At 48.0% G+C, this 24,418-nt stretch carries 17 protein-coding genes; 6 read left to right on the plus strand and 11 right to left on the minus strand.

What is annotated here, in order from left to right; translation table 11 throughout:
- Positions 1–8 precede the first annotated feature (8 nt).
- Positions 9–893: a tetratricopeptide repeat protein gene (locus tag ACR6Z4_RS09890; RefSeq protein WP_479717092.1), complete on the plus strand. Its 885-nt coding sequence runs from the start codon at positions 9–11 to the stop codon at positions 891–893.
- 118 nt (positions 894–1,011) lie between these two features.
- Here the strand turns inward: ACR6Z4_RS09890 and ACR6Z4_RS09895 are convergent, their stop codons facing one another.
- The 7 genes from ACR6Z4_RS09895 to ACR6Z4_RS09925 all read right to left on the minus strand — a co-directional run bounded on the left by ACR6Z4_RS09895 (position 1,012) and on the right by ACR6Z4_RS09925 (position 11,214).
- Positions 1,012–2,175 (minus strand): phosphotransferase, encoded by a 1,164-nt coding sequence (locus ACR6Z4_RS09895; RefSeq protein WP_479717093.1) that lies wholly within the window; start codon positions 2,173–2,175, stop codon positions 1,012–1,014.
- Positions 2,172–3,020 (minus strand): hypothetical protein, encoded by an 849-nt coding sequence (locus ACR6Z4_RS09900; RefSeq protein ID WP_479717094.1) that lies wholly within the window; start codon positions 3,018–3,020, stop codon positions 2,172–2,174. The genes ACR6Z4_RS09895 and ACR6Z4_RS09900 overlap by 4 nt, the downstream gene beginning before the upstream one ends.
- A gap of 526 nt (positions 3,021–3,546) precedes the next feature.
- Positions 3,547–4,965, minus strand: a complete 1,419-nt coding sequence (locus ACR6Z4_RS09905) for a cytochrome P450 (RefSeq protein WP_479717095.1) — start codon at positions 4,963–4,965, stop codon at positions 3,547–3,549.
- A 72-nt stretch (positions 4,966–5,037) separates the two neighbouring features.
- Positions 5,038–6,684, minus strand: a complete 1,647-nt coding sequence (locus ACR6Z4_RS09910) for an ATP-dependent nuclease (protein ID WP_479717096.1) — start codon at positions 6,682–6,684, stop codon at positions 5,038–5,040.
- Positions 6,685–6,717: 33 nt separating this feature from the next.
- Positions 6,718–8,019: an FAD-dependent oxidoreductase gene (locus ACR6Z4_RS09915; RefSeq protein WP_479717097.1), complete on the minus strand. Its 1,302-nt coding sequence runs from the start codon at positions 8,017–8,019 to the stop codon at positions 6,718–6,720.
- A 103-nt stretch (positions 8,020–8,122) separates the two neighbouring features.
- Positions 8,123–9,844 carry a GAF domain-containing sensor histidine kinase gene (locus tag ACR6Z4_RS09920; protein WP_479717098.1) on the minus strand — a complete coding sequence of 574 codons (1,722 nt, stop codon included), beginning with the start codon at positions 9,842–9,844 and terminating at the stop codon, positions 8,123–8,125.
- 239 nt (positions 9,845–10,083) lie between these two features.
- Positions 10,084–11,214: an ABC transporter ATP-binding protein gene (locus ACR6Z4_RS09925; RefSeq protein WP_479717099.1), complete on the minus strand. Its 1,131-nt coding sequence runs from the start codon at positions 11,212–11,214 to the stop codon at positions 10,084–10,086.
- Positions 11,215–11,323: 109 nt separating this feature from the next.
- Here ACR6Z4_RS09925 and ACR6Z4_RS09930 point away from each other — a divergent pair, with 109 nt between their 5' ends.
- Together ACR6Z4_RS09930 and ACR6Z4_RS09935 are read left to right on the plus strand one after the other, a co-directional pair.
- Positions 11,324–12,997 carry an ABC transporter permease gene (locus ACR6Z4_RS09930; protein WP_479717100.1) on the plus strand — a complete coding sequence of 558 codons (1,674 nt, stop codon included), beginning with the start codon at positions 11,324–11,326 and terminating at the stop codon, positions 12,995–12,997.
- A 145-nt stretch (positions 12,998–13,142) separates the two neighbouring features.
- Positions 13,143–13,637 carry a pentapeptide repeat-containing protein gene (locus ACR6Z4_RS09935; protein WP_479717101.1) on the plus strand — a complete coding sequence of 165 codons (495 nt, stop codon included), beginning with the start codon at positions 13,143–13,145 and terminating at the stop codon, positions 13,635–13,637.
- Positions 13,638–13,746: 109 nt separating this feature from the next.
- Here ACR6Z4_RS09935 and ACR6Z4_RS09940 read toward each other — a convergent pair whose 3' ends face one another.
- From ACR6Z4_RS09940 to hetZ, 3 genes are all read right to left on the minus strand, one after another.
- On the minus strand, positions 13,747–16,038 hold the full coding sequence (locus tag ACR6Z4_RS09940; RefSeq protein WP_479717102.1) for a transglutaminase TgpA family protein: 2,292 nt from the start codon (positions 16,036–16,038) through the stop codon (positions 13,747–13,749).
- Positions 16,039–16,828: 790 nt separating this feature from the next.
- Entirely contained in the window at positions 16,829–17,605 is a 777-nt protein-coding gene (locus tag ACR6Z4_RS09945; protein ID WP_479717103.1) for a PatU, read from the minus strand.
- 250 nt (positions 17,606–17,855) lie between these two features.
- The gene (gene hetZ, locus ACR6Z4_RS09950) at positions 17,856–18,998 is read right to left on the minus strand and encodes a heterocyst differentiation protein HetZ (RefSeq protein ID WP_479717104.1); all 1,143 of its coding nucleotides are present in this window, start codon (positions 18,996–18,998) and stop codon (positions 17,856–17,858) included.
- Positions 18,999–19,345: 347 nt separating this feature from the next.
- On the opposite strand from hetZ, the gene ACR6Z4_RS09955 reads away from it, so the two are divergent.
- The 3 genes from ACR6Z4_RS09955 (at position 19,346) to ftsH4 (ending at position 22,663) form a co-directional block, all read left to right on the plus strand.
- On the plus strand, positions 19,346–19,816 hold the full coding sequence (locus tag ACR6Z4_RS09955; protein ID WP_479717105.1) for a hypothetical protein: 471 nt from the start codon (positions 19,346–19,348) through the stop codon (positions 19,814–19,816).
- Between the two features lie 404 nt (positions 19,817–20,220).
- A complete protein-coding gene (locus ACR6Z4_RS09960; RefSeq protein WP_479717106.1) occupies positions 20,221–20,412 on the plus strand; it encodes a DUF2949 domain-containing protein in 192 nt (63 codons plus the stop codon).
- 373 nt (positions 20,413–20,785) lie between these two features.
- Complete coding sequence (ftsH4, locus tag ACR6Z4_RS09965) at positions 20,786–22,663, plus strand: ATP-dependent zinc metalloprotease FtsH4 (protein ID WP_479717107.1); 1,878 nt, start codon at positions 20,786–20,788, stop codon at positions 22,661–22,663.
- A 132-nt stretch (positions 22,664–22,795) separates the two neighbouring features.
- Here the strand turns inward: ftsH4 and ACR6Z4_RS09970 are convergent, their stop codons facing one another.
- A complete protein-coding gene (locus ACR6Z4_RS09970) occupies positions 22,796–24,412 on the minus strand; it encodes a DUF2079 domain-containing protein (RefSeq protein ID WP_479717108.1) in 1,617 nt (538 codons plus the stop codon).
- Between the last annotated feature and the right edge of the window lie 6 nt (positions 24,413–24,418).

A 24,418-nucleotide genomic window follows, 5' to 3' on the forward strand; every position in this document is an offset into this window, starting at 1 on the left:
TGCCTCTATTGAGTCAAATTGCAATTTCTTTAATCCCTGTTCAAGCTCAAACCCTGAGCTGTCAAGATTACCAGGCAACCGATCGCGCCGCTCTTCAGTGGTATCCGGCTCAACCGCTACCGCAAGCTACAGCCATCGACCCCACGGCACGGCTCCTGGATGAGCTGAGCGCGATCGCCGCGTTACCCAACTCGGCTGATCCGGCGGATCGATATCGCCTATTTCGCCTGTTGGTCAGCTATCCAGATGCTCGCCCACCCGACGCTCCTTACACCGCAGAAGTAGAGCAATTGCTCAACGATTTACCCGCTGGTCAGCACCCCCAACTCATCGCCATTTTCGATCGCCTCGCCGCTAAAATCGAAACCCTCTCTGATGAACCCAATCGAGACGTTTTAATTGCAAACTTGGCGAAGTACTATCAGCAATTGGGACAACGCGATCGGGCAGCGGCATTGCTCGATCGGGCGATTCAAATGGAGTTACAAGCTCCAGTGAATCATCAACGGTTTTCGGTTTTGTTACGCATGGTTTTAGAACTGGGACACAGTGAAACAATCGCCACAAAACTACCGCAAATTGAAACTGCAATCAACGAGACAGCAGATCCGCTATCGATGCTGGCGATCGCTCAAAACTATCAAGCCGTAGGGAATTCTGCAAAAGCCTTAGCCTGGCTCGATCGCCTGGCTCATCCATCAGATAGCGCCAGCATTGTCCAGACAGGGATGGTCACAACCTACGTCCAGCTCAATCGTCTTGATCAGGCCCAGCCCTACCTGGATACGATGCTTGAGGGTTTTATCAATCCAGAGGATTCTGAATATGGTCGATTGATTGCTGCCTATGAACAGGTGAACCAACCTGCGATCGCCTCACTAATCATTCTGTAACGTCTTCCCTACTACTGGCTAAGCATCCTAACGTTCCGACTGAGCGGCTGCAAGTAACCTCTACAACGCTACCAAGATCTCTCAACAGTCCGCTCCAGCCGGGTTATGCCGCGATCGCTCAAACGATCAACTCAACATTCTGCAAGTTCTCCAACGAAAGTAGACAGTGCAACGCATGGTCATTTAAGCCAACCTCTGCTGCGTCTTGTAACCCAAGCAAGACTTCTATAATACAAACACATCGCATGACTGGAATGAGTAGATCAAACTCTGTAGAGGGAATAGGACCATCGGCTGCTTGATAGGCTTGCAGAAATCTCACAGCCTTTTGATAATCCAGCCGATGCTGACGTTTATCCTTGCAGAAATCCCATGTTGCGCGACCCAGAGCATAGAATAACCACTCGGCTTTGCATCCATCCCAGTCCACCACTGCACTGATCTGTCCATCTTTGACTAGAATGTTATTGCACCAGTAATCACAATGGGTAGGTGCAAAGAGTAGCGGTTGCCCTGAATCTCGCAACATAGCGACCCAATCTCGCAATACCTCTCTTTCCTGAGCAATGAACATCCGTTTGGCAAAAACCTGCTCAGTGAGGGCACGCTTATATGGGTCATTGACTGTTTCGAGAAATGCATCTGCCCGATGAAACAGTAGATTTTCGACCTCATTCCATCGCCACCAACGATTATTCTCCCAATCCAGTTCACAAAACCGTGGCTTATTAGGTCTTGGACTTAAATCTGGATATTCCAGCCCGACCCGCTGCAATCGAGCAAACATTTGAGCCGCCATCATGCATTCTGCCTCATTTTCATCGTCAAGCATTCGCCCTGGCATAAAGGGAAGTAGGGTAATCAGCAAACCATCATGCTGAAGATAAGTCAAACCATCATGAGTGACAATCGGGGATGGAACTTCTGGAACCCGTTGGCTCATGAATTGCAGCAGCCGATGTTCATAGGCAAGTGATGCTGCGGTATTGGTTGAATGGCTGATTCGCAGGGCAAAAGTGCTTTTATCACAGTAAAGACGAAATACTTGGTTCGTCTCCCCACCAGTTAAAGCATCTACATTTTGAATACTTCCGATTGGATAGCATTCTTCAAGTAATCGATAAAGCTGTGGAGCAATCATGTTTTCTGTTTTTGTTATTGCCCCAACCGATAACCCAGCGGCATAACGGGTCGGGTCTGCGGTTGCCAACATCCTTGCATCTAACCCAAAGAGCTTCGGGCAATCCGCTGCACCCGAATTGTTAGACTTGCTCGTATTCATCTTGAATATAAATCGTTAGCAGCCCAAGTTTCAAATCTTAATCTGTTAATTCTCCCTCCCCTCACTTCTTTCATAGCCAATGTAAATCTCTTAGTACCTTTGTTTGGATCTAAATCTGGATATCTCTTTAGTGCTGCATTTAAGTTTGTAAACTCTTCAAACCCTTCACCATCTGAAGTAGGTATCCCTGATTCTACTCCAACAACTATAACGGGAATCTTGAAGTAAAAATCTAATTGCGTGAGATCTGATTGTAGATTTAAAACATTTTGAGTTAGCGCAAAAAGTGGAACAACGACTATAAGGTCGCATGTTCCATGATAAATTAATCTCTCTGTCACCTGCTCTTTACCTATACAATTCCTCAGATCAGTAATTCCCAGACGAAGTTCGTTCAAAGAGTCAAATTGGTGGAAAGTCTCAAAGTTCTTCTTAAGCAACCACTTTTCACCATCGGAAATCACTCCCCAAGTACATTCATATAAAGCCTGATATTCTGCCACTTGAAGTCTGTAGTTATTGAGTTTCTCAATACTCGACTGGTATTCCTTCTCTTCGATGACTGCAATATTTTTGTTTGAATTGACTGGTGAAATTAAGATGTCAGGTTTTCTAATTTTAGGTTCCCCATTACGGAAAATATGACTACTACTTGCTTCTTTTGGCACTTTGATAGTGGACTGAGAAACCAAATCTTTAGCATCCCATCCTAAACCAAAAGGACTTGTCAATAAAGGATAAATAAGCAGATCATGACGACTTGCCTCATTATCTCTTTGAGGAGATGAATGTAGTATGTCTACTCTGCTCATGAGTTCGTCGAAAAACTCTTGCTCCGTTCTCATAAGTATTTGGTAAGTAAGAAATTATTCTTGACTGACTGCTCTTCTACAGATGAGAAAGTAGAAAACAGTCTAACATTCGAGCTGAGCCGCGAACGCCGTCGAGTACGACGTCGTCGGGCTAGCGGTGTTCGTCGGCTCCAGCGAGGTTGTTCTACAGGACTGCCCTGCTAAGGGTTCCCAAGGAGTAACATTTAATACCAGTCCTGTGGAACAATTTATTGTACAGAGTAATTCTGTTGATCCGCCAATGTCAGGTGAATCAACGAACTCATTGCTGTAGATCCACCCTAAAGAGCGGGATCTACAGCAACTTTGCTGTATGTTCACCTCAATCAGGGTGGATACACAGCAAAGTTCCGCATATCCGCCCTGGTAATCTTGGTAGTGTATTTGCACTATTTAGGTGTGTTTTATACAAGGGTGTTGTGCAATTCGATGTTGGAATCTCGTCCTCGAAAGCTACTCGACCAGGTGCGCGATGCGGTGCGAGTCAAGCATTAGTTTTATAGCACTGAGGAAACTTGGTTCAAATGAGGGTTACATCAACGGGTCGAAGCTGAATTTGGTAATCATCGTGGATTTTTTTTAGCGGAAACTGGACAAATTTTGCTTCTCCTAACAAATCCCAGTCAAATCGGCGTAAAAAATGGCAGATGAAGACTTTGGTCAGGGTCATTGCCAGTTGTGCCCCTAAGCAAGCATGAACTCCGCCCCCAAAGGGAATAAATTCATACATCTTGCCCTCACCTCGATCGGATAAAAAGCGATCGGGGTCAAAGCGATCGGGATGGCTAAAGTGAGACTCCATGGCATGGGCAATGCGGGGTTCTGCAATCAGTGTCCAACCTTTTTGATACAACACGCCATCTAACACGACGGATTGCGTCAGGCGACGGTTGGCAGTCGAGGAAGGTGGCAAGGTGCGTAAGGTTTCTTTGATGGTGGCGTCTAGAAATGGTAGGTGTTTCAACGACTCTAGATCTATCATTTCAACGGCGTGTAGATCCGCTTGTCCCATTGATTGCTCCGTCCGTAAGCGAGGAATCAGGTGAGGGTGACGTCCGAGTTGATAGATCCAGGATGAAATCAGTCCCATGATTTCGTAATGCGATGCCCAGAGTTGCAGCAAGCATTGATTTTCAATCAAGGCATCACTAAAAATGCTGGCTGGATCTTGCTGTTGATTGACCAACATCATCGATAAGAAGTCGGTAGTTGGATCCATTGGTTCACGCTGCGATCGCCGCCGTTGAATCACCCCTCGCATAAATTGAAGTAACCGCTCTCGTGCTTGCCATCCTCGACCAAACGTAGTCAGCGGAGATTTCCAATTTACTAATCCATAAAACCCATCAAAAAAGGTTTTATATAGTCGCTTCAGGTCTGCTTTAGACGTAATGGGTAAACCTGAAAAAGCAGTATCGTCTGGGTCGAGTTGGATGCCTAATAACAACGGTGCCAGCACATCAAAGCAAACTTGCTCTACTTTGGGTACCAATGCCATCGGCTGTGTTGTCTCCCAGGTTTCGAGATGCTGGGCTATCACCCGATGCATTGTGGGTAAATACCCCGCCAACATCCGACCCGTAAACCCTGGGGTTAGCGCACTTTTGCGTTGACGATGCAAATCGGGACGTTGAAACAGGCTATGTTCACCAAACATTGCCATTGTGGTCGGGGGCAAGCCAATTTCTGTATAGCTAAGGTCGCCATTAAATACCATCTGGTTAGCACGCGCCGAACCGACAAACACCGTTGTGCCACCAAACACACTGGTCTTAAAAATCGCGCCATAGCGCGCCAGATTGCGACGACAAAACTGATCTGGATCGGCAATATAGGCAAACGTATCTGACCATTTTGGCGATCGCGGTGGAGTTACCGTATTGGGTGGTGGCATTTGTCCTGCGGCTAAGATCTGGATATCGCTGAGTTGCTGAACCATACGCACTCCGTGTGAATTGTTGATGGGATTGTTTAATTTTCAAAGACCTTTGGAATGGTTCTTAAAACTTAGCTAACTGATCAGTCTCTTAATAAAATCCCCCAGGTCTGTTGCTTCTAACTCTTCACACGTCATTTCTTTCGCCATTCGCCAATTATCTGTCTTATTCCACCCTAATTGAGATCTTTTTTTAAGGCTTTCATATGGCTTTAATGCTGAAAAATTGGTTCCTTTAACGGCTTGTACTACACGTTCTGGAAAATAATTTTCAGTGGCTCGATACTTGAGAATATGACATTCAATACCAATTTCTTGACACATATCTGCGAAATTTTTTCTATCAGAATCTAGTTTTTCATTAATAGATCCTTTCTCACTGTCAATTAAGACATATATGTTTTCAGAGATGCGTTTGATTTCCCGTAACTCATCTCTAAAGGATGCATTAATCAAGCTGCTACCTCCTAGAGATAACAAAAGGATCTCATGATCCTTTCCATATTTACGAAGAAATTGCTGAATAGTTTTAATATCGGTGGCACCTTCAACCAGAAGAACTTTATTAAAACCAAACTCTCTATAAGTCGAAAAACTTAATTCCCCAAGTAATTCTGATAAGTAATTTGTTTTTTTCGTGCTATCGAATTCAATAATCTCACTGCCTTCCTCTCCTTGTTTTCTATGAACTACATAAATTTGCTCAGCACTAGCTCTTGCTAGTCCCATACTATGAGTGCTGAATAGAATTCCATGACTAGCGTAACTCCCAAGCGTGGTTAAAAAATCAAGCTGTAATGAAGGATGAAGATTTAACTCAGGTTCGTCGATAAGAATATAGGATGGTTTCTGAGTTATAACATTTGCAAGAATTACAAAGAACTGAGTAAGACCCGAACCAATTTCTGAGAGTTTATAAACTTCTTCATTAATAACAAATTGAATTGTTTGATCATTAACTGAAGCATTAATATCTACACTCTTAAAACCGAAGATTCGTTTTATATCATTTTGCAAAGCATATGTTTTTTTGATTAAATCCTTGTCAGTACCTGTTTTTGATTCACGCCACTTTTTAATGATTGATAATCCAACGTGTATGTCAAAATATTCAGCATGGAGTGATTGTATTTTTTCCACCTCATCTAGAATTTGAGTTGGGAAAAGATTTATCGCATTTCTAAATGGACCAATATATAAAGTTTCGCCTAAAAACTTCAAGGAATTCAAAAAATCAGGTGATATTATTACAGTCAACCCTCCTTTAATAATCTTATTCTCAATAAAAGATGTCCCTTGAGATTTTGATAATTCAATATCATTTTTTATAAAAATACTTCCAACGTAAGTTCTCTGTCTCCGAATTACAATTGATAGTTTTCTAGGAATTAAGATTCCTTCAAATTCTGACTCACTGTCTTCTAAAAATTCAAACTCTATTGTTAATGGTCGATCATTGAAATTGCAAAATACTTCTTGAGCGTTCAAAAGTTCCTTGGGCAGTTTGAGGATTTTTTCGTTACCATTAAAAAAATCTTGCCATGTTCTCAAATCAGAAATCGAGCTTAAAAGAAGGCGAAATTCATAGAAAAATTTGAGTAGAGCGGTTTTTCCAGAGTTGTTGATTCCTATAAGTGCAGTAAACCCCTTGCCAATAGTTACCCTCGCAGGTTTTGAATCAGTGAAGCATCTGTAATTCTTCAGAGTCAATCTAACTTTCATAGGATGATTCAGATAGCTCAATGTGGGGAAAAATTATATTGATTTATTAGCTTTTCTAGGCATCGATCGCTCAACTTTAGTAATCCAACCTCGACTCATGTCTAGAACCTGAGCGTAGGACAGATCTGTATCCAGGATTAAATCAAACACAAACGGTTTCACCCATTGAGGAAACCATTGGTGTAACTGTCGCCCTACCGTTAGACGTAAGAAAAACTCAAATACTAACCAACGGTTACGCGGAAAGGAATAATCGGATAACGCTCTCAGTGCGTGAGCATCGGGTACCCGTTGTTGTGAGAATGCGGGCAGGGCAACGTCCCATTGATCGCCATGGTGATCGAGCAGTTGATTCAAGATCCAGACATCCTCTAACGACGCATTGCAGCCTTGACCGATCGAAGGCGATACGGCATGAGCAGCATCTCCCAATAGCACCATACTATCGCCCTGATGAAAGCGATCGCACTTCACAGTCAATACTCGGGCTACGGGACGTTGCAAGAAGGCTTCGGCTTCTGCCCGTGTAATCAATTGCCCGACTTCTGGAAAATGGGTCTGAAAAAATGCCAGTGTTTCCTCAGCCGTGGTTAGAGGTGCGAGGGGATTGTGTTGGGCTTCAAAAATAAGGGTGCCGTTGAGGCGATCGCCCGGTTGAGACACCAGGATCAGGCGCGTTTTATTATCAAGATTCCAGGTATGGATTTTGTTAGGCTCTAATTCAAAGCCTGTAGCCGGATTCTGCCGACTGAGAAAAATCGATTTATAGGCATCTGCAATATACTCTTGCTCGCAACCTATCGCACCCGTTTCTACCCAATACTCTCGAATACGCGATCGCGCCCCATCGGCTCCGACCAGGACATCATAGTTAACTTGAAAGGACTCACCCGTAGTCGGTTGCACCGTCACTGTTTTGGCAGTGCCCTCGATCTGGATGCATTGACAGTCAAACTGGACGTGAACCCGTTGATCTGTATCCGCCTGGGTCAATTGCTCTAACAGCACTGCCACCAACCGATTGCGATCGACTGAAAGAATTGGATTTTTGCGAGGAATGTGACGGGCTTTGCCAGTTTTGCGATGGATGACTGTACCCTGACAAAACGTACTCTGGGCAGCGATCGCCGTTTCTAACCCTGGGATTGCTCGTAAGGCTCGTCGTCCTCGTTCTTGTAGCGAAATCGGGAAGGTGCGATCGCTGGAGACATCTTGTAATCGTGGATCGGTGCGACGCTCATAGAGTTCAATGCGGTAGTGACCCCGACGGAGCAAGTAATGCGCCAGCAGCAACCCTGCCGGTCCTGCCCCAATAATCACAATGGTTTGAGACATAATACGGGCTTAAAAATGCTTGAGACAGTCTGAGAATCGGTTGTAGCGTTTGCCAGCAAACGCTACAACCGATTCTCAGACCATTGGCAATACCACCTGTATCTCAAAGCGGTTGCTTTGGCAAGTGAACTGTCACCATCGTCCCCTCGTCGGGCTGACTTTCTACTTGAATCTCGCCCCTGTGCAACTCCACACAGGTTTTGACAATCAGCAATCCCAACCCTATGCCAGGAAAGGGATCTACCGACGTTCCCCGGTTAAAAAACTGAAATAGCTTGCTGTGATCTGCCGGGGAGATGCCTATACCGCGATCGCGTACGGAACAGTGAATATGCGAGCGATCGCCTTTTAGCAACACCTCGACCTCACTGCCCTCTGGCGATGCCTGCATGGCATTGGCTAGAAGATGGGTGAGGATTTGCCGCAACAATTTCTGATCGCCCCAAAACCCGCGAGTGTTGCCCGTAATTTTAAACGACAGTTCGTAGCGATCGCCCACCGCTTCTTGTTGTTCGGCAATAATATCGGAGAAAAATTGCAATACCTCAAATGGAAGCGGTGTAAAACTGGTCTTTCCCGCATCAAAAGTCTCCAGCACCAGCAAATCGTCCACAATCTGCGCCATTTGTCGGGCTTTGTCTTCGATCAGTTGCAAAAAATGTTGTTGTTTGGCTTCCTGGAGTTGATCGCGATGGCGTTTGAGCGTATTGACAGCCGCTAAAACTGTTGCCAGCGGACTGCGATAGCTGCGAGAAACGGTTGCTACAAAATGCGACTTGAATGTATTCAGTTGCTTTTCATTTTCCAGAGCAATTAAGGCATGGTTGAGTTGTTCTGCCTGCTGAATGGCGATCGCCAAATGTCCCACTAACTGATTTAGCAAATCAACCTGATCTGATCGCCACTGCTGTTGTGGAGCATTTTTGCAGGCAACCAATAACCCCCAGAGATGAAATGCGGTTGGCAAATCGGCATCCCCATCTACTCCCGGCTGCGTGGGCTGCTGCGCCCCAGACCGTTGCCCCTGCCGTTCAATCAAAATCGGCGCGAGTAAATAGGCATCTGGAGTTTTCTTGCGACTGCGAGATACCAGAGCCGATACTTTTCCGGGCGGTAGCCCCTCATCCCCAACCCGATCCGTTAATACTTGTTGCGCATAATCCGCTGCAAACGTAGCCAATTGTTGGATTGGGTCAGCCGTTGTCATCGAACCCGCTTCATACAGCGGAGTCAGAGAAAATTCTGTCGTCGCCACAGATGGCTGGCTAGACGGCATCCCTTGATAAATCACGATGCGATCGCACTCTAGCAATTGCCGGATTTCCGTTACCGCCGTTTGTAACACCTGCTCTAAGTTAAGCGATCGCCGTATCCGCAGGGCAATGTCTGCAATCAACGCGTGCTGCCCCGATGTTGAATCCAGGGGCTGCTGCAAATGAGAATGCTGAATCACGTTGCGAACTGCCGTTTGCAACTCACTCGCCACTAATTGTTGCTTGACCAGATAATCTTGAGCGCCCCGTTTTAGCGCCTGCACGGCAACCTGCTCATTCCCTTGTCCCGTCAGCATGATCACCGGAAAGGGAGAGTCCACACCCTGTTGCCGCAGGGCATCTAAAAATTCCAAGCCATTCATGTCGGGCAAACAAAAGTCCAGCAAAATTGCGTCGCAATGCCGTTTTTGAAACAGTTCCAGCCCGACTTCGGCAGACGCTGCTTCTAAGATTTGGTATGACTGATGCGGATCGTTGAGCAGATATTCCCGATAAATCTCCCGATCCTCCGCACAATCATCGGTAATCAAAAGCGTCCAAATAGTTGACATGGGAGGAGGAGGAAAGAATGCAATTTATTCTATAGCAATTCTCAATGGCATAAAGTACAAGTTGTTGTGTGAGAGCCGCGCTCCGCGCGGCTCTCACACAACACCCGTAATCGAGCCAATCTTGGAGTGCTATCCAGGAATATCTTTGCCTCTGAGATAGTGATCCGTGACAGAAAGTAATGATGGATTGGGCAGGCGTCGCCTGCCCAATCATCGACAGGATTTCCTCCACCCAGGCTCTATCGCTCCGTTGCCAGGGCGAGGTTGGCATGGGAATTGACAAAAAATCGTAGGGTTTGGGGGGCAATCTGAAGGCTGACTCGCGACCCAATCTCCAGCGCACTGGTGCAAGCCGTGCGAGCTTGCAATTCCAACCCGGAAGCAGTTTGTAAGCGATAGCAATAATCTCGACCCAGAAATTGGCGATCGCGCACCCACACGCTCCCATTGTCGTCCAATTGCAGCCGAATCTCTTCCTGACGCAGCATCAGTTCACCTGTAGCCAGCTCAGTCTGGCACCGTTCCCAATCTGCCTTACAGGTACAGTGAACGGGATTGATTGGAAACTGCCCGACTTCTGTCAGCCAGACCGAGCCTTGACGCTCTGCCGGAATAAAATTAGCCTGGGTGACAAACTCTGCCACAAACCGGGAGGTTGGCTCCCGATAAAGCTCTTCGGGTGTATCGAGTTGTTCGATCTGGCCCCGACGCATAACCGCAACGCGATCGGCAATGGATAGGGCTTCTTCCTGGTCGTGGGTGACAAAGATAGCCGTGGTGTGGGTGGCTTTGAGAATATCGCGGATTTCCCGCCGCAAATAGAGCCGCACCTGCACATCTAAGTTACTCAACGGTTCATCTAACAGCACCAGTGCCGGACGTGGAGCCAGGGCACGAGCCAGGGCAACTCGTTGCTGCTGCCCACCCGACAGTTCATGGGGATAGCGGTTTTCTAGCCCTGATAAATTTACCAGAGCGATCGCCTCTGCGACGCGTTGTTTCACCACCGTTCCCGGCAATGTTTGGCGATGATTCAGGTATTGCAGCCCAAAGGCGACATTCTCAACCACCGTGAGATGGGGAAACAAGGCATAGTCTTGAAACACCATCCCCATATTGCGGGCTTCGGGTGCCACCCAATGCCCCTTGCCAGCGATCGCCTGCCCTGCCAGACTAATGTGTCCGGCTTGGGGACGCTCAAACCCAGCAATCAACCGCAACAATGTCGTTTTGCCACAACCTGAGGGACCCAATAGCGCCAAAATCTCCCCCGCCCTGAGACTCAGGGTAATATCCGCAACTGCCGGAGTCTGGGTCTGGGAAAAGTGCCGAGTAACGTGCTCCAGATGCAACAGAGCCGATGAATCCATAACCGTTTTTGATTGTGACAATATTTTATCGATTTCCTCAGATTATATGGTACGGTATTTTGACAGTAATTCTCATTAAGCTGGAATTTGATTCTCGGAGTACACCTGTTTGTCTGCCATTCGACGAGTCCATTGGTTCAATCGATTGAGGTTGCTCGACCATAGCTGGACGTTAATAGTAGTGGCGATCGCCCTGCTCTTAGCCATCCCTGTACTGTTTATTGCCCTGAGCCTCCTCACCCCTGCTGAAGCTGTCTGGCAGCATCTTGCCAGTACAGTGTTATTGCGATATATCCTTAATTCGTTTGGGCTGATGTTGGGGGTCGGGCTGGGCGTGATCGGGTTAGGGGTGAGCACGGCTTGGCTGGTGACCCTCTGCCGCTTTCCAGGTCGTTCCGTTTTAGAATGGGCACTGCTGCTACCGATGGCAGCACCTGCCTATATCCTGGCGTATGTCTATACGGAATTGTTGGAATTTTACGGGCCTGTCCAGCGCAGCTTGCGTTGGCTGTTTGGCTGGCAAAGCCTGACTGACTATTGGTTTCCCAATGTCCGATCACTCTGGGGGGCGATCGCTCTGTTGACTCTGGTGCTGTATCCCTACGTCTATATGCTGGCGCGGGTGGCATTTTTAGAACAATCGACCTGTACCCTGGAAGCCAGTCGATCTCTCGGTTGCACGCCCTGGCAAAGCGTTTGGAAGGTGGCATTGCCGCTGGCAAGACCGGCGATCGCCGCTGGCACTGCTCTGGCATTAATGGAAACGCTCAGCGACTTTGGCACCGTGCAATATTTTGGGGTCGAGACGTTTACGACGGGGATCTATCGCACCTGGTTTGGCATGGGCGATCGCGCTGCTGCATCGCAATTAGCCGCCGTGCTGATGTTATTTGTGTTGGCGTTGATGCTGGTAGAACGCTGGTTTCGTGGGCAGGCAAAGTACTACCAATCTCACGCTCGTCAACAGCCGGTTTCCCAGTATGACTTGTCCAACGTCCACGCCGCGATCGCCCTTGTTGTCTGTGGTTTGCCGATTGCATTGGGTTTCCTTGTCCCTGCCCTGACGCTGGTACAGATGACCCTGGCAAATTGGAGTCGCACGGTCGATCGGCAGTTCTGGGATTTTGCCAATCATAGCTTGATACTGGCAGGCATCACCGCGCTGATGGGGGTGGCGATCGCGCTGGTGATGGCATATGGACTGCGGCTGCATCCCAACTTGGGCATGACCCTGGCAATTCGATTAGCCGCGATGGGCTATGCCATACCCGGATCGGTGATTGCCGTAGGGGTGATGGTGCCGATGGGACGGTTTGATAATGCTCTCGATGCCTGGATGAATGCCACCGTGGGTATCTCAACGGGCTTGTTGCTGAGTGGCACTGTTATTGCCCTGGTTTTTGCCTACCTGGTGCGCTTTCTGGCACTGTCTTATGGCACGGTAGAAACCAGCCTCAGCCGCATCAAACCCAGCCTGGATGAAGCAGCGCGATCGCTGGGATATCGACCTCGTCGGGTACTGACACACATTCATGTGCCGCTGTTGAACAGTGGCTTGCTCACGGCAGTCCTCTTGGTATTTGTGGACGTGATGAAAGAGTTACCCGCGACTCTGATTATTCGTCCGTTCAACTTCGATACTTTAGCGGTACGGGTCTACCAACTGGCAGCAGATGAACGTCTGGCAGAAGCAGCCGCACCTGCCCTGGCAATTGTGGTGGTGGGGATTATTCCTGTCATTGTCTTGAGTCGGCAAATCCGACACCGGCAAGCGGGTTATTGAAATCAAGTTTTTAATCGTGTCCAACTACTGGCGTTGTTGATTTGGGAGATGAATGCGGACGTGAACCCAAAGGGTTCGCGTTCACATTCATCCCGCCATTAAGCAATGCCCAACTACTAACCAGATACTCAAGGATATAAACAACATGATGGTGAAGCGATCGCTCATATTATCCAGCCTGATCATGGCAAGCGTCGGGTTTATCGGCTGCACTCAGCCCGAACCGACCGCTCAGGTGTTGGAAACCAAAAAATGCCTGGATTGTGACCTGACGGGGGTAAACTTCAGTCAGAAAGACCTGAGTCAGGCAACCCTCAACCGCACCAAACTCACAAACGCCAACTTAAGTGGCACCAACTTCGAAAGTGCCCTGCTCGATTCAGCCGACCTGAGTGAGGCTGACCTGAGCAATGCCAACTTAAGTGGTACAGGACTTGCCTCGGCTAAACTCAACGGAGCTAACCTCAGTGGTGCCAACTTAGAAGGCGCATATCTGAGAAATGCCGACCTGAGCAATGCCAACTTAAGCGGAGCCAATCTCACCAATGCCGACCTGAGCGGAGCCAACCTCACCGGAGCCAAATTGGACGGAACCAATATGCAAGGGGTGATCATGCCCGATGGCAGCGTCAAACAATAAGAAAATCGCACCTGGATAGATTATGGATATCGTGAGAGAGCCGCGCGGAGCGCGGCTCTCTCACAACGCTGTGTACCTCAGTGTCACGGATGCGTCACACTCTCTTTTTTTAGCGCTTAGATGGAGGTTTTTGTAGACGTTTCAATTGTTGATTGAGGTACGCCAAATTTGCCTCTTGCCGACCGTAACGCCAGTAAACATAGGCTTGCGAAATTTCCGTAATCACGTCTGCATGTACGGGAGAACATTGGTCGCGCAATTGTTCGGCATATTCCAATGGTGTTTGCGCTGGAGTTTTATGAAATCCCTGAGCGGCTAAGCCTTTCAGCAATTGTTGATACAGCGCTTCTGTGGGCGGTAGTCGAGATAACCAATACTGGTAGCGCCAGCTTTGCCAACCACTCCAGAGCAACCATCCAACAAAACTGAGCAGGCAAATGATGCCTGAGCCTAAGAGCAAACCGACCCAGCCTTGAGAAAAAAGATTTGAGATCCAGGCGATCGCCCATCCCACGACACCTGTAATCCACTCAAAGATCTGGTTGATTGCCCCGGTAATCGGCGAAGGCAACCAGCCTGCAATCCAGTTCCAAAACTGACGTAATACGCTAAACGTCTGCGATTCCGAAATTTCGGGTGGCAAAGTATCAAAGCCAGGAATCGGATTAAAGGAAAACCAGCCATATTTTGTGAAAAATACCTCTGTCATGGCATAGGCATCGGTGTTGCGGACAATGTAATAGCCTGTGAAGGGGTTAAATTCACCTGTGCCAAAGCCCACCACCAATCGCGCCGGAATACCCACCGATCGCAACATCATCGTTAAGACTGTGGAGAAATGGTCTGGATAACCACCCTGTTGCTTAAACAAAAACGCGTCTACCAGATCCTCACCCGGCGCGAGGGGCGGTAAATCGGGTTGAATCGTGTAGTTTTGCTTGAGATATTGCGCCAGATACAATGCCTTTTCGTAAGGGTCGATCAGCACGTTGGGCGCATCAGAAAAAATTTCTTCGGTTTTTTGCCGAACTCGATCTGCGATCGCTGTTGGTACAGTCAGATAGTACTGATCGATGGTCGTGGGATAAGCCGTCATCGACTGGCGTAGTATGGTGCGATCGCGATAGGGCACCTCAGATACTACGGTGTAGGTCAAACCTTCCGAGAGAGGAATGGGCGATCGCACTGCTCCTTCTAAATCGATGCCTACTTGCCGCGTAGGAAAATATAACTCCTTCGGCTCATATAGAACGGGGAGCAAGTTGGGTAAGTCGGAGACAACCGTATAAGACTGCACCACCTCTTCCGTCCGACTGAGGCTGACTGACCAGGGTAAGTTAAACCGAAACGTCCAGGTTGGGCGTTCGATTTTCTCAATCTGCTCCTCTTCGTTGCGCGAAACTTCCCAGCCTTGTCCGGTATACCGATCAAATGCCATCACCCGCCAAAATCCTGGGGCTTGCGATCGCACTCGCATGACAATTTTAGGCAGCAGTTCCCCGCGCAAATTTTGGTTCATCCGGCTGCTAAAGCCGTAATAGGAATTTTCGTTAAATTCTTCCGAGTCGCCCCCCTCAACAGTGCCCTCACCGCCACTGCCAAACCCCTCTGGGGCTCTGCCTTCTCGTACGTATCCTGGATTAATAATCGTACTGCTATCAAACTGCCCTTCAAACTCAATCGCTGCACTGACCGGAAACGTGCGCAGTTGATAGCCCGGTAAACGCGGCAAAAACGCAAAGATCAGCAATCCCAGGGCAAGCGTGATGAGTAAGACAAACCCCAATCGTCGGAGCGATAAATCCGTCCCAATCTGTTTCCAACTCCGTGGTGCTAACCCCAACCGAGAGCGATAGTCGAGAATCAGGGTGGGAATGGCGATCGCCAGAAATAATAGTAATAATGGCGCAAAGGCTAACGTTTGACTCAACGTTGCCGACACCCCTAGTAAGATCAGCCCAATGACAATGGAATAACCCAGGTCTTTGCGTCGTGGCAAATCAAAACTGTGAAAGACTTGCAACTGAATTAATAACTGAGCCAGTGCCAACCGGGTGTCGTTGCTTGAACTCAAAAGTTGTAAAAAGAAAGCAGCCAGAGCCAGCAACATGGCGATCGCAATGCAAAACTTAACCGGAATATTGCGATGACGCCGACGATGCCAACTCCAGACGGCTCCTAAGGCACTGACTGGTACTGCCCAAACACTAATCCATAGCGGATCTGCCACATCTGCGGCAGCTAAATCAATCGAGATAATGCCAATGGCGGCTAAGACCTGAACCAAAATCCGCAACCATACCGAATCTTCTGGTTCAGGTAACGGCTGAGACTCCAGTCGCTGCCGCAGTTGCACCAAAAGCGTGGGCAATTTCTCTGATCGCGTTGAAGCATTTGCCATGGCAGTTAATCAAGGGGCTAACGTCAGTCCTTTTATACTTAGGGTGTGTTTTAAAGCTCGCTAAGAGGGGTGTTTTTTCGTGCGCTTCGCGCACGAAAAAACAACTTTAAAACAGACCCTAGCCCCCATCGTAACCACAAACTCATCCCAATTAGTGTGAATCGACCCGTAGATTTCACCGAAATCATGAATGGTTGAAATCGACTAAAATCATGACCCCTGTATCGTGCAGAAGCCACGAGTGGTTGATGGTGTCGAATTGACTCCAAGTTCTTTTTGAGAGAGCTACGGCAGCGCCGTCGCTCTCAAAAAAGATGACAAGATTTTGAAGAATTGGTATGAGACCCCTGCTCGTTTTGAACAAAGTCCAGGGTATCTTAAAACCATCTGCACAGACTGAGCCAATTTCTAGACCAACTAGGTCATATCTATCTCTGACAATGCTTGGGGACACAACATGCCCCAACGCCTTACCCCAAATCATGAAAATGGCATTTTCAGAGTGAATTTGAAGAGTAAAAAAAGCAGACGGGAGGGCAGAGGACAAAGCCCCTTGGCTGAGAGTGTGCCCCACCCTCCCTGATTAATCTGCTAGGAGATCTGATGGATATGAGAACCCTAGCGAAATTGGCTATAGATGCTAAAAAAAACAACAATGACCGCAGATGGTAGATACCTGCGCCCTTCGTTCGATATTGGATCTTATTCTGAGTTTGTTGCGAGGTTATGGTTGGCGCTAAAGAGTTTAGCGTATGGTCGCACCCATTAATAGGTTCATTTTTAAAGAGGACTACGCGTCTACAGCGTCGGTAGAACACACGGCAAACAGCAACGGTTCATTACTATCAGCCAACTGAACTTCTAAGGAATAGACCTGGTTGGGTTCTAAATCAAACACCTCGATCATCAAATGCCCCGGATTCGTCCGTTGCGTCGATGCCTGAACGGCTTCACTGGTAAAGTGCAAACTGCCCGGACAAGGGAGTTGACCCTGGAGCCGTAAGTGACCCGATTGAGATACTGCCTCTGCCTGCAACGTCAATACGCCGGAAGCCGTTTGCCATTGGCGCTCGACCCTGGGCTGAGTTGGAGAAACCTTCAATGTCATGGCATTAAAGATTTCGCGGGTAGCAATTAACGACAACGCCATTTTTTGAGGTTGGGTCGCCGCTTCGTAATGGGAAATAGTGCTGGATAGAACGGCATTTCCAGACCGTAAAGGAGATGCTAACACCAGACCTGCTAACTGATTCAGGGCTTGAGAGTTGCCTGGAAAAAACTCTTCTACCACCCGAACGAGTTTGACCCCTTCTTGAAGAGATGTCTGGACAAATTCTTGACAACGACTAAACAGTTCCGCCAAGAGGACTTCTGGCATGGGAACAGGAAGATTGAGACTTTGTAGCTGGGTGTTCCAAAAGTGTGCAGGAACTAATTGACGAGTGTTCCAATCTGAAACCTCAGACTCATAGTCGCTGATTTGGGTTTCCCAAGGAAATAAAGGTGGTTTTTGCTCAATCTCAGTTCGCAGCCGACGTTTTAATAACGTGTGAAAACGATCTTGCACAGTGGGTATAACTCCTGGATTAAATAAGGGGATGTCCTCAACAAAGAAATGGTTTGAATCCGAGAGGTCTGCGATTAGCTCGTCTAACTCCTCAGAATCCAATGGATCTAAATGATGCAAGGGTGGCGTTCCCGCCCCGGAATGATCCGGCTCAGTTCCAATTCTAAAATGATCCCCTGATGGTTCTGAAACAGGAGGTTTAGCCTCTTGTAGCAGCCACGTTAGGAACTGATTAATGGCTTCTGAATCACTATTCATCGGTTGCTGCCCCTGCTCCGGATACTAAATTGTTGCGAATTTCCCAAGCTTGTTCCAGTAGTTTCGACCATTGTTTCTGAACTTGATTCACACTGCAACCCAATGTTTGGGCGATCGCCGCATCAGGGAGCGCAGATTTCTTTAAATGCAACAATTCTTCTTGTTGAGGATTAATCCGCTGGAGCAATAGTTTCCATTGCTGGGGCGTCAAGCCAAAATTGCGCTCTAGATCTGCCTCTAACCACTGATGCACCAGTTCCCAATGATGGGAAAGGGCAAATCGGATCAAGTGATATTTAAACCGTTGCTGTAAATAATCTCGCTGTCGGGGCGACAATCCCAAAATCGCCTCAATTTCATTGGCAGGCAAATCTTGCAGACGCAGGGCAAAATAGTCTGCACAGTCATTCTGCTGCTTTTCTTCTAAATATGCCATCAGTTCTTTAACCACTGACGTTCGCAGCGAATCTTCGGCTGGTTCGACCTCCTGAGCCACCATCTGTTCGCGCACTTGCTGCACCGGAGCCATGTTGCGCACATCATCCGATTCGCCAACACTACCCTCTGCTGCCTGTTCGATATCAACGGCAGTTTCAGGGGGCTGTTGTTGCGAAAATGTTTGTGCCCGTAAAATAATCAACTGCTGACTTCGCCGACCCGGCAATGGAATTCGCCGTTTGCCATAGCGCTCGGTAAATGCCATGTATTCGGCAAGTTCCAGCAATGTGCGGGGGCTGTAAGTGGGAGGTAATTGATTTTCTCTTCTAAAGGCATTAATTGCTTCAATATAAAACCCTTGTAAGAAGTCTTCAATCAATGTCAGGCGGGCTTGATAGCTCGACTGCACCTGAGGTGGCGTGATGTATCGGTAAACTACCGCACTCAGAGTGCTGTGCAATTCTACTCGCCCTCGATGTGAGCCTAGCTGATAGTATTTCAGGCATTGCTTCAGGCGATGTCGTGCTAAGGTCATTGACCAAACACTGACTTCCCCAGACGATTGAATGCGCTTACTTTCCGAACAGATTCGGGTTACTTCTGCCGCCAAGCGACTAGCAATATCCCGACAATTCCGTTCAGACGATCGAGTGGCCTGCCTTAGTTCGTTGAACAATAATTGAAGAATGGCTTCCACGCCCTGTACAGTCTCCCCCCTGACGGTTAATAGCCGCTACAAAGCTAACACACTCAGCAGCGATCGCAAGCATAATCTTTGACTTCCTACAGAGTCCTTACAATTAAGGCACGCAAATCTACTGAAACCACATCAGTAAATCTACGGGTTGGCGATTAGCTGTTAGCTGTTAGCTGTTAGCTGTTAGCAATTGGCTAGACTCACGTTAATTAACGCTCAGCTGTTAGCTGTTGGCTGTTGGCTGTTAGCTATTAGCTATTAGCTGTTAGCTATTAGCTGTTAGCTAGACTCACTTTAACGGACGGCTAGTCTAAACTGAAAACACTAAAGCTTATCGCAGTCAACTCATGGATATAGATCAGCAAATTCAAGCCCTGATTGACGATGCTCCTCAAGATGGTAGAACCCCTGCTGCAATTGAGGCGATCGCACCCGTTCTTAAGGGTATCGCAGCGCAACTCAAGCATCCTCAGTATTATGTACTACAAAATCTGCAACAGCAGTGGGTTGTGACAACCTTAAACCATCTCAACCAGGCGGGTGTGAATAAACAGGTGATTTACGCCTTTCCCAGTTTGAAAGACGTTTCCTCGGACGCCCAATCGCTCAAAGATCCAGATATCCTGGCGATTCCGGTACCCGTCACCCATATTTTGTTCCAGTTGATTGCCATGCAGACGGTAGATAGTCTGGTTTTCTTTGAAGTTCCTGGCGATGCTAGAACTGCGCTTGAAGTGACGCGGCAAAGTTTCCAGGATTTGATCAAGTTACAACTGCAAGGCACTCAGAAGGCATCTATTCCGCCCGATATTGCTTAATATCCTGACAAGTTTAAAGACCCACACCTTTCTTGGGGAAAGTGCGGCTCTGCCGCACTTTCCCAAAAAAATATTCAAGCTGAGGGTGCGACAGCTCTGCCGTCGCACCCTCAAATCGTCATGGCAGGTTCGATGATCAGTGATCTTTAGTCAGTGATCTTTAGACAGATATTTTGGAGACTGTCAACCAAATGGCGATCGCCCCTTTCTCATAATTGCCGAGTTAATCCGTCGAGAATCTATGTATAGGAATATTAAACGTCAAAAAAATTTGCATAGGTTGGGTTTTTACGACGTTCCACATCGCTACATTGCCGCTATAATCAGCCTAAATAAAATCTGAAAGACGTTTACAAAAGTTAACAGATTCGACTCTATTTTTTATATCAGGTGGCTCAGGGGCAATGGAAATGACTACTCAGACTCGATTAATTAAGTTTCTCAAGGAAGAGCTATCGGTTCCGTCTGCCTCAATTGCGTTTGCTCTACGCCATCAAAATGAAAATGTCAATCCTCTGCCGATGGTGCTATGGCAATATGGGCTGATTACCCTGGAGCAACTCGATCAGATTTTTGATTGGATGGAAACTGCCTGAACAAAAGGGTTCTATCGATCGAGCAATCCGGTTAATCGACAACGATAAAACGACGATGAAACTCAATCTGTATAACGGGAACGGGAGTTTTGCCCAAGGCAAAACTCCCGTTCTCGTATGAGCGAAAGGTTTGGATCAGGAATTCACCTCCCCGATTCGTTTTGTGAGAGCGACGGCATAGCTGTCGCTCTCACACGATTGAAAGTTCGGATTTCACCCAGTCTGCCGTTCAGGGTGAACACTTTAGAATAGTTTACATAAAGCATTTCTGTCGCTTTTCTATTGATTCGGTCGGGTTCGACCTAGCGTATTAGCTTGAACCGACTGTTATTAGCGATTTGAGTGAATCAGGCTCATAAAGGAGCAATAGCCAATGGCGATTAAAGAACAACCAAAACCGCCTCGTTCTCGCATTATCGGCAACATTTTGCTGGTGGTGTCAGGTTTGTTTCTACTAACCAACTTATTTTTGCCGAATCTTTTCGGACCTCGTATTCCCCAGGTTCCCTATAGCTTGTTTATCCATCAGATACAAGAAGGGGATGTCTCGCGGGTCTATGTGGCACAAGATCAGATTCGCTATCAATTAAAAACGGAAGCAGAGCAACCTGAACAGGTTCTATCGACCACGCCAATTTTTGATCTAGAATTACCCAAATTATTAGAATCTCAAGGTGTTGAGTTCGCGGCAGCACCTCCACCCAAAAATAGTTGGTTTAGCAGTCTGCTGGGTTGGGTGATTCCGCCGCTGATTTTTGTTGCCATCTGGCAATTTTTTATCAGCCGAGGTGGCGGTGGCGGCGGACAGGGTGTCCTTTCTATTGGTAAGAGTAAAGCGAAAGTTTATGTCGAAGGAGATTCCGGCAAAGTCACTTTTGCGGACGTGGCAGGGGTCGAAGAGGCAAAGACTGAACTTGTCGAGATCGTCGATTTCTTAAAAAATCCCAAGCGGTTTACCCAAATTGGCGCACGTATCCCTAAAGGTGTGTTGCTAGTCGGTCCTCCGGGTACGGGTAAAACCTTGCTGGCTAAAGCCGTGGCAGGTGAGGCAGGCGTTCCTTTCTTCAGCATCTCTGGATCTGAATTTGTTGAGATGTTTGTCGGGGTCGGTTCATCCCGAGTGCGTGACTTATTCGAACAAGCTAAAAAGCAAGCTCCGTGCATCATTTTTATTGATGAATTGGATGCAATCGGTAAGTCGCGAGCGTCCAATGGATTCTATGGTGGCAATGACGAGCGCGAACAGACGCTCAACCAATTGTTAACAGAAATGGATGGGTTTAGTGCCGGGGAGCAAACGGTGATTGTGTTGGCAGCGACCAACCGTCCTGAAACCCTTGACCCTGCCTTGCTCCGTCCCGGTCGTTTCGATCGCCAGGTCTTAGTCGATCGCCCTGATTTAATAGGGCGGGAAGCGATTCTCAATATCCATGCCCAAGAAGTGAAATTGGGTCCCGATGTTGATCTGAAGGCGATCGCCACTCGTACGCCCGGTTTTGCCGGTGCAGATCTAGCTAACCTGGTAAATGAAGCAGCTCTATTAGCGGCACGCAATGGCAGAACCGCCGTGGCTCAAGAAGATTTCGCGGAAGCGATCGAACGCCTGGTTGCCGGATTAGAGAAAAAGAGCCGGGTGTTAAATGATAAAGAAAAAACAATCGTCGCTTATCATGAAGTCGGTCATGCCCTAGTCGGCGCATTGATGCCCGGAAGCGGTCGGGTTGAAAAGATCTCGATTATTCCTCGCGGTATGGCAGCGTTGGGGTATACCTTGCAACTGCCGACCGAAGATCGCTTTTTGATGAGTGAATCAGAACTGCGCGGCCAGATTGCTACCCTGCTGGGCGGGCGATCGGCGGAAGAAATTGTCTTTAACAGCATCACCACGGGCGCATCCAATGACCTGCAACGGGCAACCGACCTGGCAGAACGGATGGTAACAACCTATGGCATGAGCAAAGTGTTAGGTCCGCTCGCCTATCAGCAAGGACAACAGGGTAATTTCCTGGGGGCAGACATGAATCCCCGCCGCCTGGTCAGTCCTCAAACCGCTGAAGCGATCGACCAAGAAGTCAAGAGCATTGTGGAAGAAGCCCACCAACACGCCCTTGATATTCTCAACAAAAATCGCGATCTGTTAGAAACGATTTCTCAAAAACTACTGCAATCTGAAGTGATTGAAGGTGATGTGTTGCAGGAATTGTTGAAACAGGTGCAAACGACGGTAGCTGAGCGAGTAGCGATCGCTTAGAAGCAGGATAGTCCTCGTAGGGGCGTACAGCCGTACGCCCCTACAGACGGTCATCTGTAGTGCTATTTTTGAAACTGGGGTAATGGGATGAAACGCGGCGCTCTGCGCCGCGTTTCATCCCATTCCTGGTGTTTATGGCTCTAGCGAAATTTGATTGGCATAGGTTTGCCAGGCAGCGATCGCTGCTGGATTTGACTCCTGTCCATGCTGCAAAAATGCAATACCATCTGCAAACCCAATCAATCCATACGTTTGCCGTTGTAGCAGTCGCTTCAGGGTGCGAATCGATTGTTGTAGCTTGGCGCGATCGTCATCGAATGCCGCCTGGTATTGCTCAAATCCCCACAGATCCACCACGGCATAATCCATCCAGACTTCTGCCCCCGCATCATCGCGCAGTTTTAACAGGGGAAAAATCAACAATTCGCGGCGGTTTGATACATGTCCGGCAATATGAACGGTCGCAGACACACTGGCATCGGCTGGAATTTGGTTTAAAAATGACCGAATGGCTGTCGCGTGCTGCCACTGCCGTGCCGGAGCCACGTAGACCCAGGGTTGAAACGAGTCGGGGATGACAAACGACAATGCCCGGTTGGGGTTCGCCAGTAGAGCAGTTGTCAATGATAAACCAATGCACACTAGCCAAAATTTCTGAATTCGCGGTTGAAAGCGATCGCGGTGCTGTGCCCACCAGAGGATCGCACCATAAAATAAACCGGGCACCAGCGTCAGCGCATAGCGCAAGCTGATCGACAACGCATCGGGTGCTTTGCGAATCAGGACTTGTAGGGTCGGAATCCCTGCCAACAGCCATGCACTGGGGGCGATCGCCGGAACAAAGGCTAACGGCAACCACTGCGCCAGCAAATAACCTACCGTTCGATCAATAGGCGTGACGATCTCTACCGCCAACCGCCAGGGATTGCGCACAATTCCCCAAATTACCTCCAGAGTTGAGGCATTGTCATCTTCAACAAACTGCCCAAACTGCTCAATCATGAACCGTTTGGAGATGTCATCGGAAAACAGTGGCATCACCACATTGGTCACCAACAACACATAGCCCAGACTCAGCCCACACAAGCCTGCGCCAATCCCAATATGGCGACGGCTGGCAATCCAATAAAACCCGATGCCAAATAAGATGATGCCGACATCTTCTCGAATGGCTAACGTCAACCCTGCCAACAGCCACATCAGCCACCACTGACGTTTTTCAAATGCCAGCAACAAGCCAAATATAAACAAGGGAAGCTGACTAAAATCGCGAAAATCTGCCAGGGTTGGACTGACCACCGCACTCGCCGCATAAAAACTCGCCGCAATCAACGCCGACATATGGGGTGGATGGTACTGTCGTGCCAGTGCATACAACACCAATCCTGCCGCTGCCATCAAGGTGGTTTGCAATACCGACAATCCGGCAGGCGAAGGATACAACCAATAAAAAGGCAGCCACAGCAACAACGACGGGGTAAAGTGTTGCCCCAACCGTTGATACGTCACCTCCGGCAATTGTTTGTCATGCACGACCGCACTGGACAATGCCGACGATAGCGAACTTTCAAAAAAATTGCCATGCCAACTATTCCAATACAACTGGTCAAAAATACCCTGGTTGTAGTTGGCATAGGAAGAGTAAAAACTGTAATAGCGATGCAGCACCAGGATATTGCAGATCACCCAAAACAGCAGGGCTAAGCCAACCACCAAGCGCAGCCAGGGATATTTCTGCCAGGTCACCATGCACAC

It is taken from the genome of Calyptranema fuscum S582 (assembly GCF_055793305.1).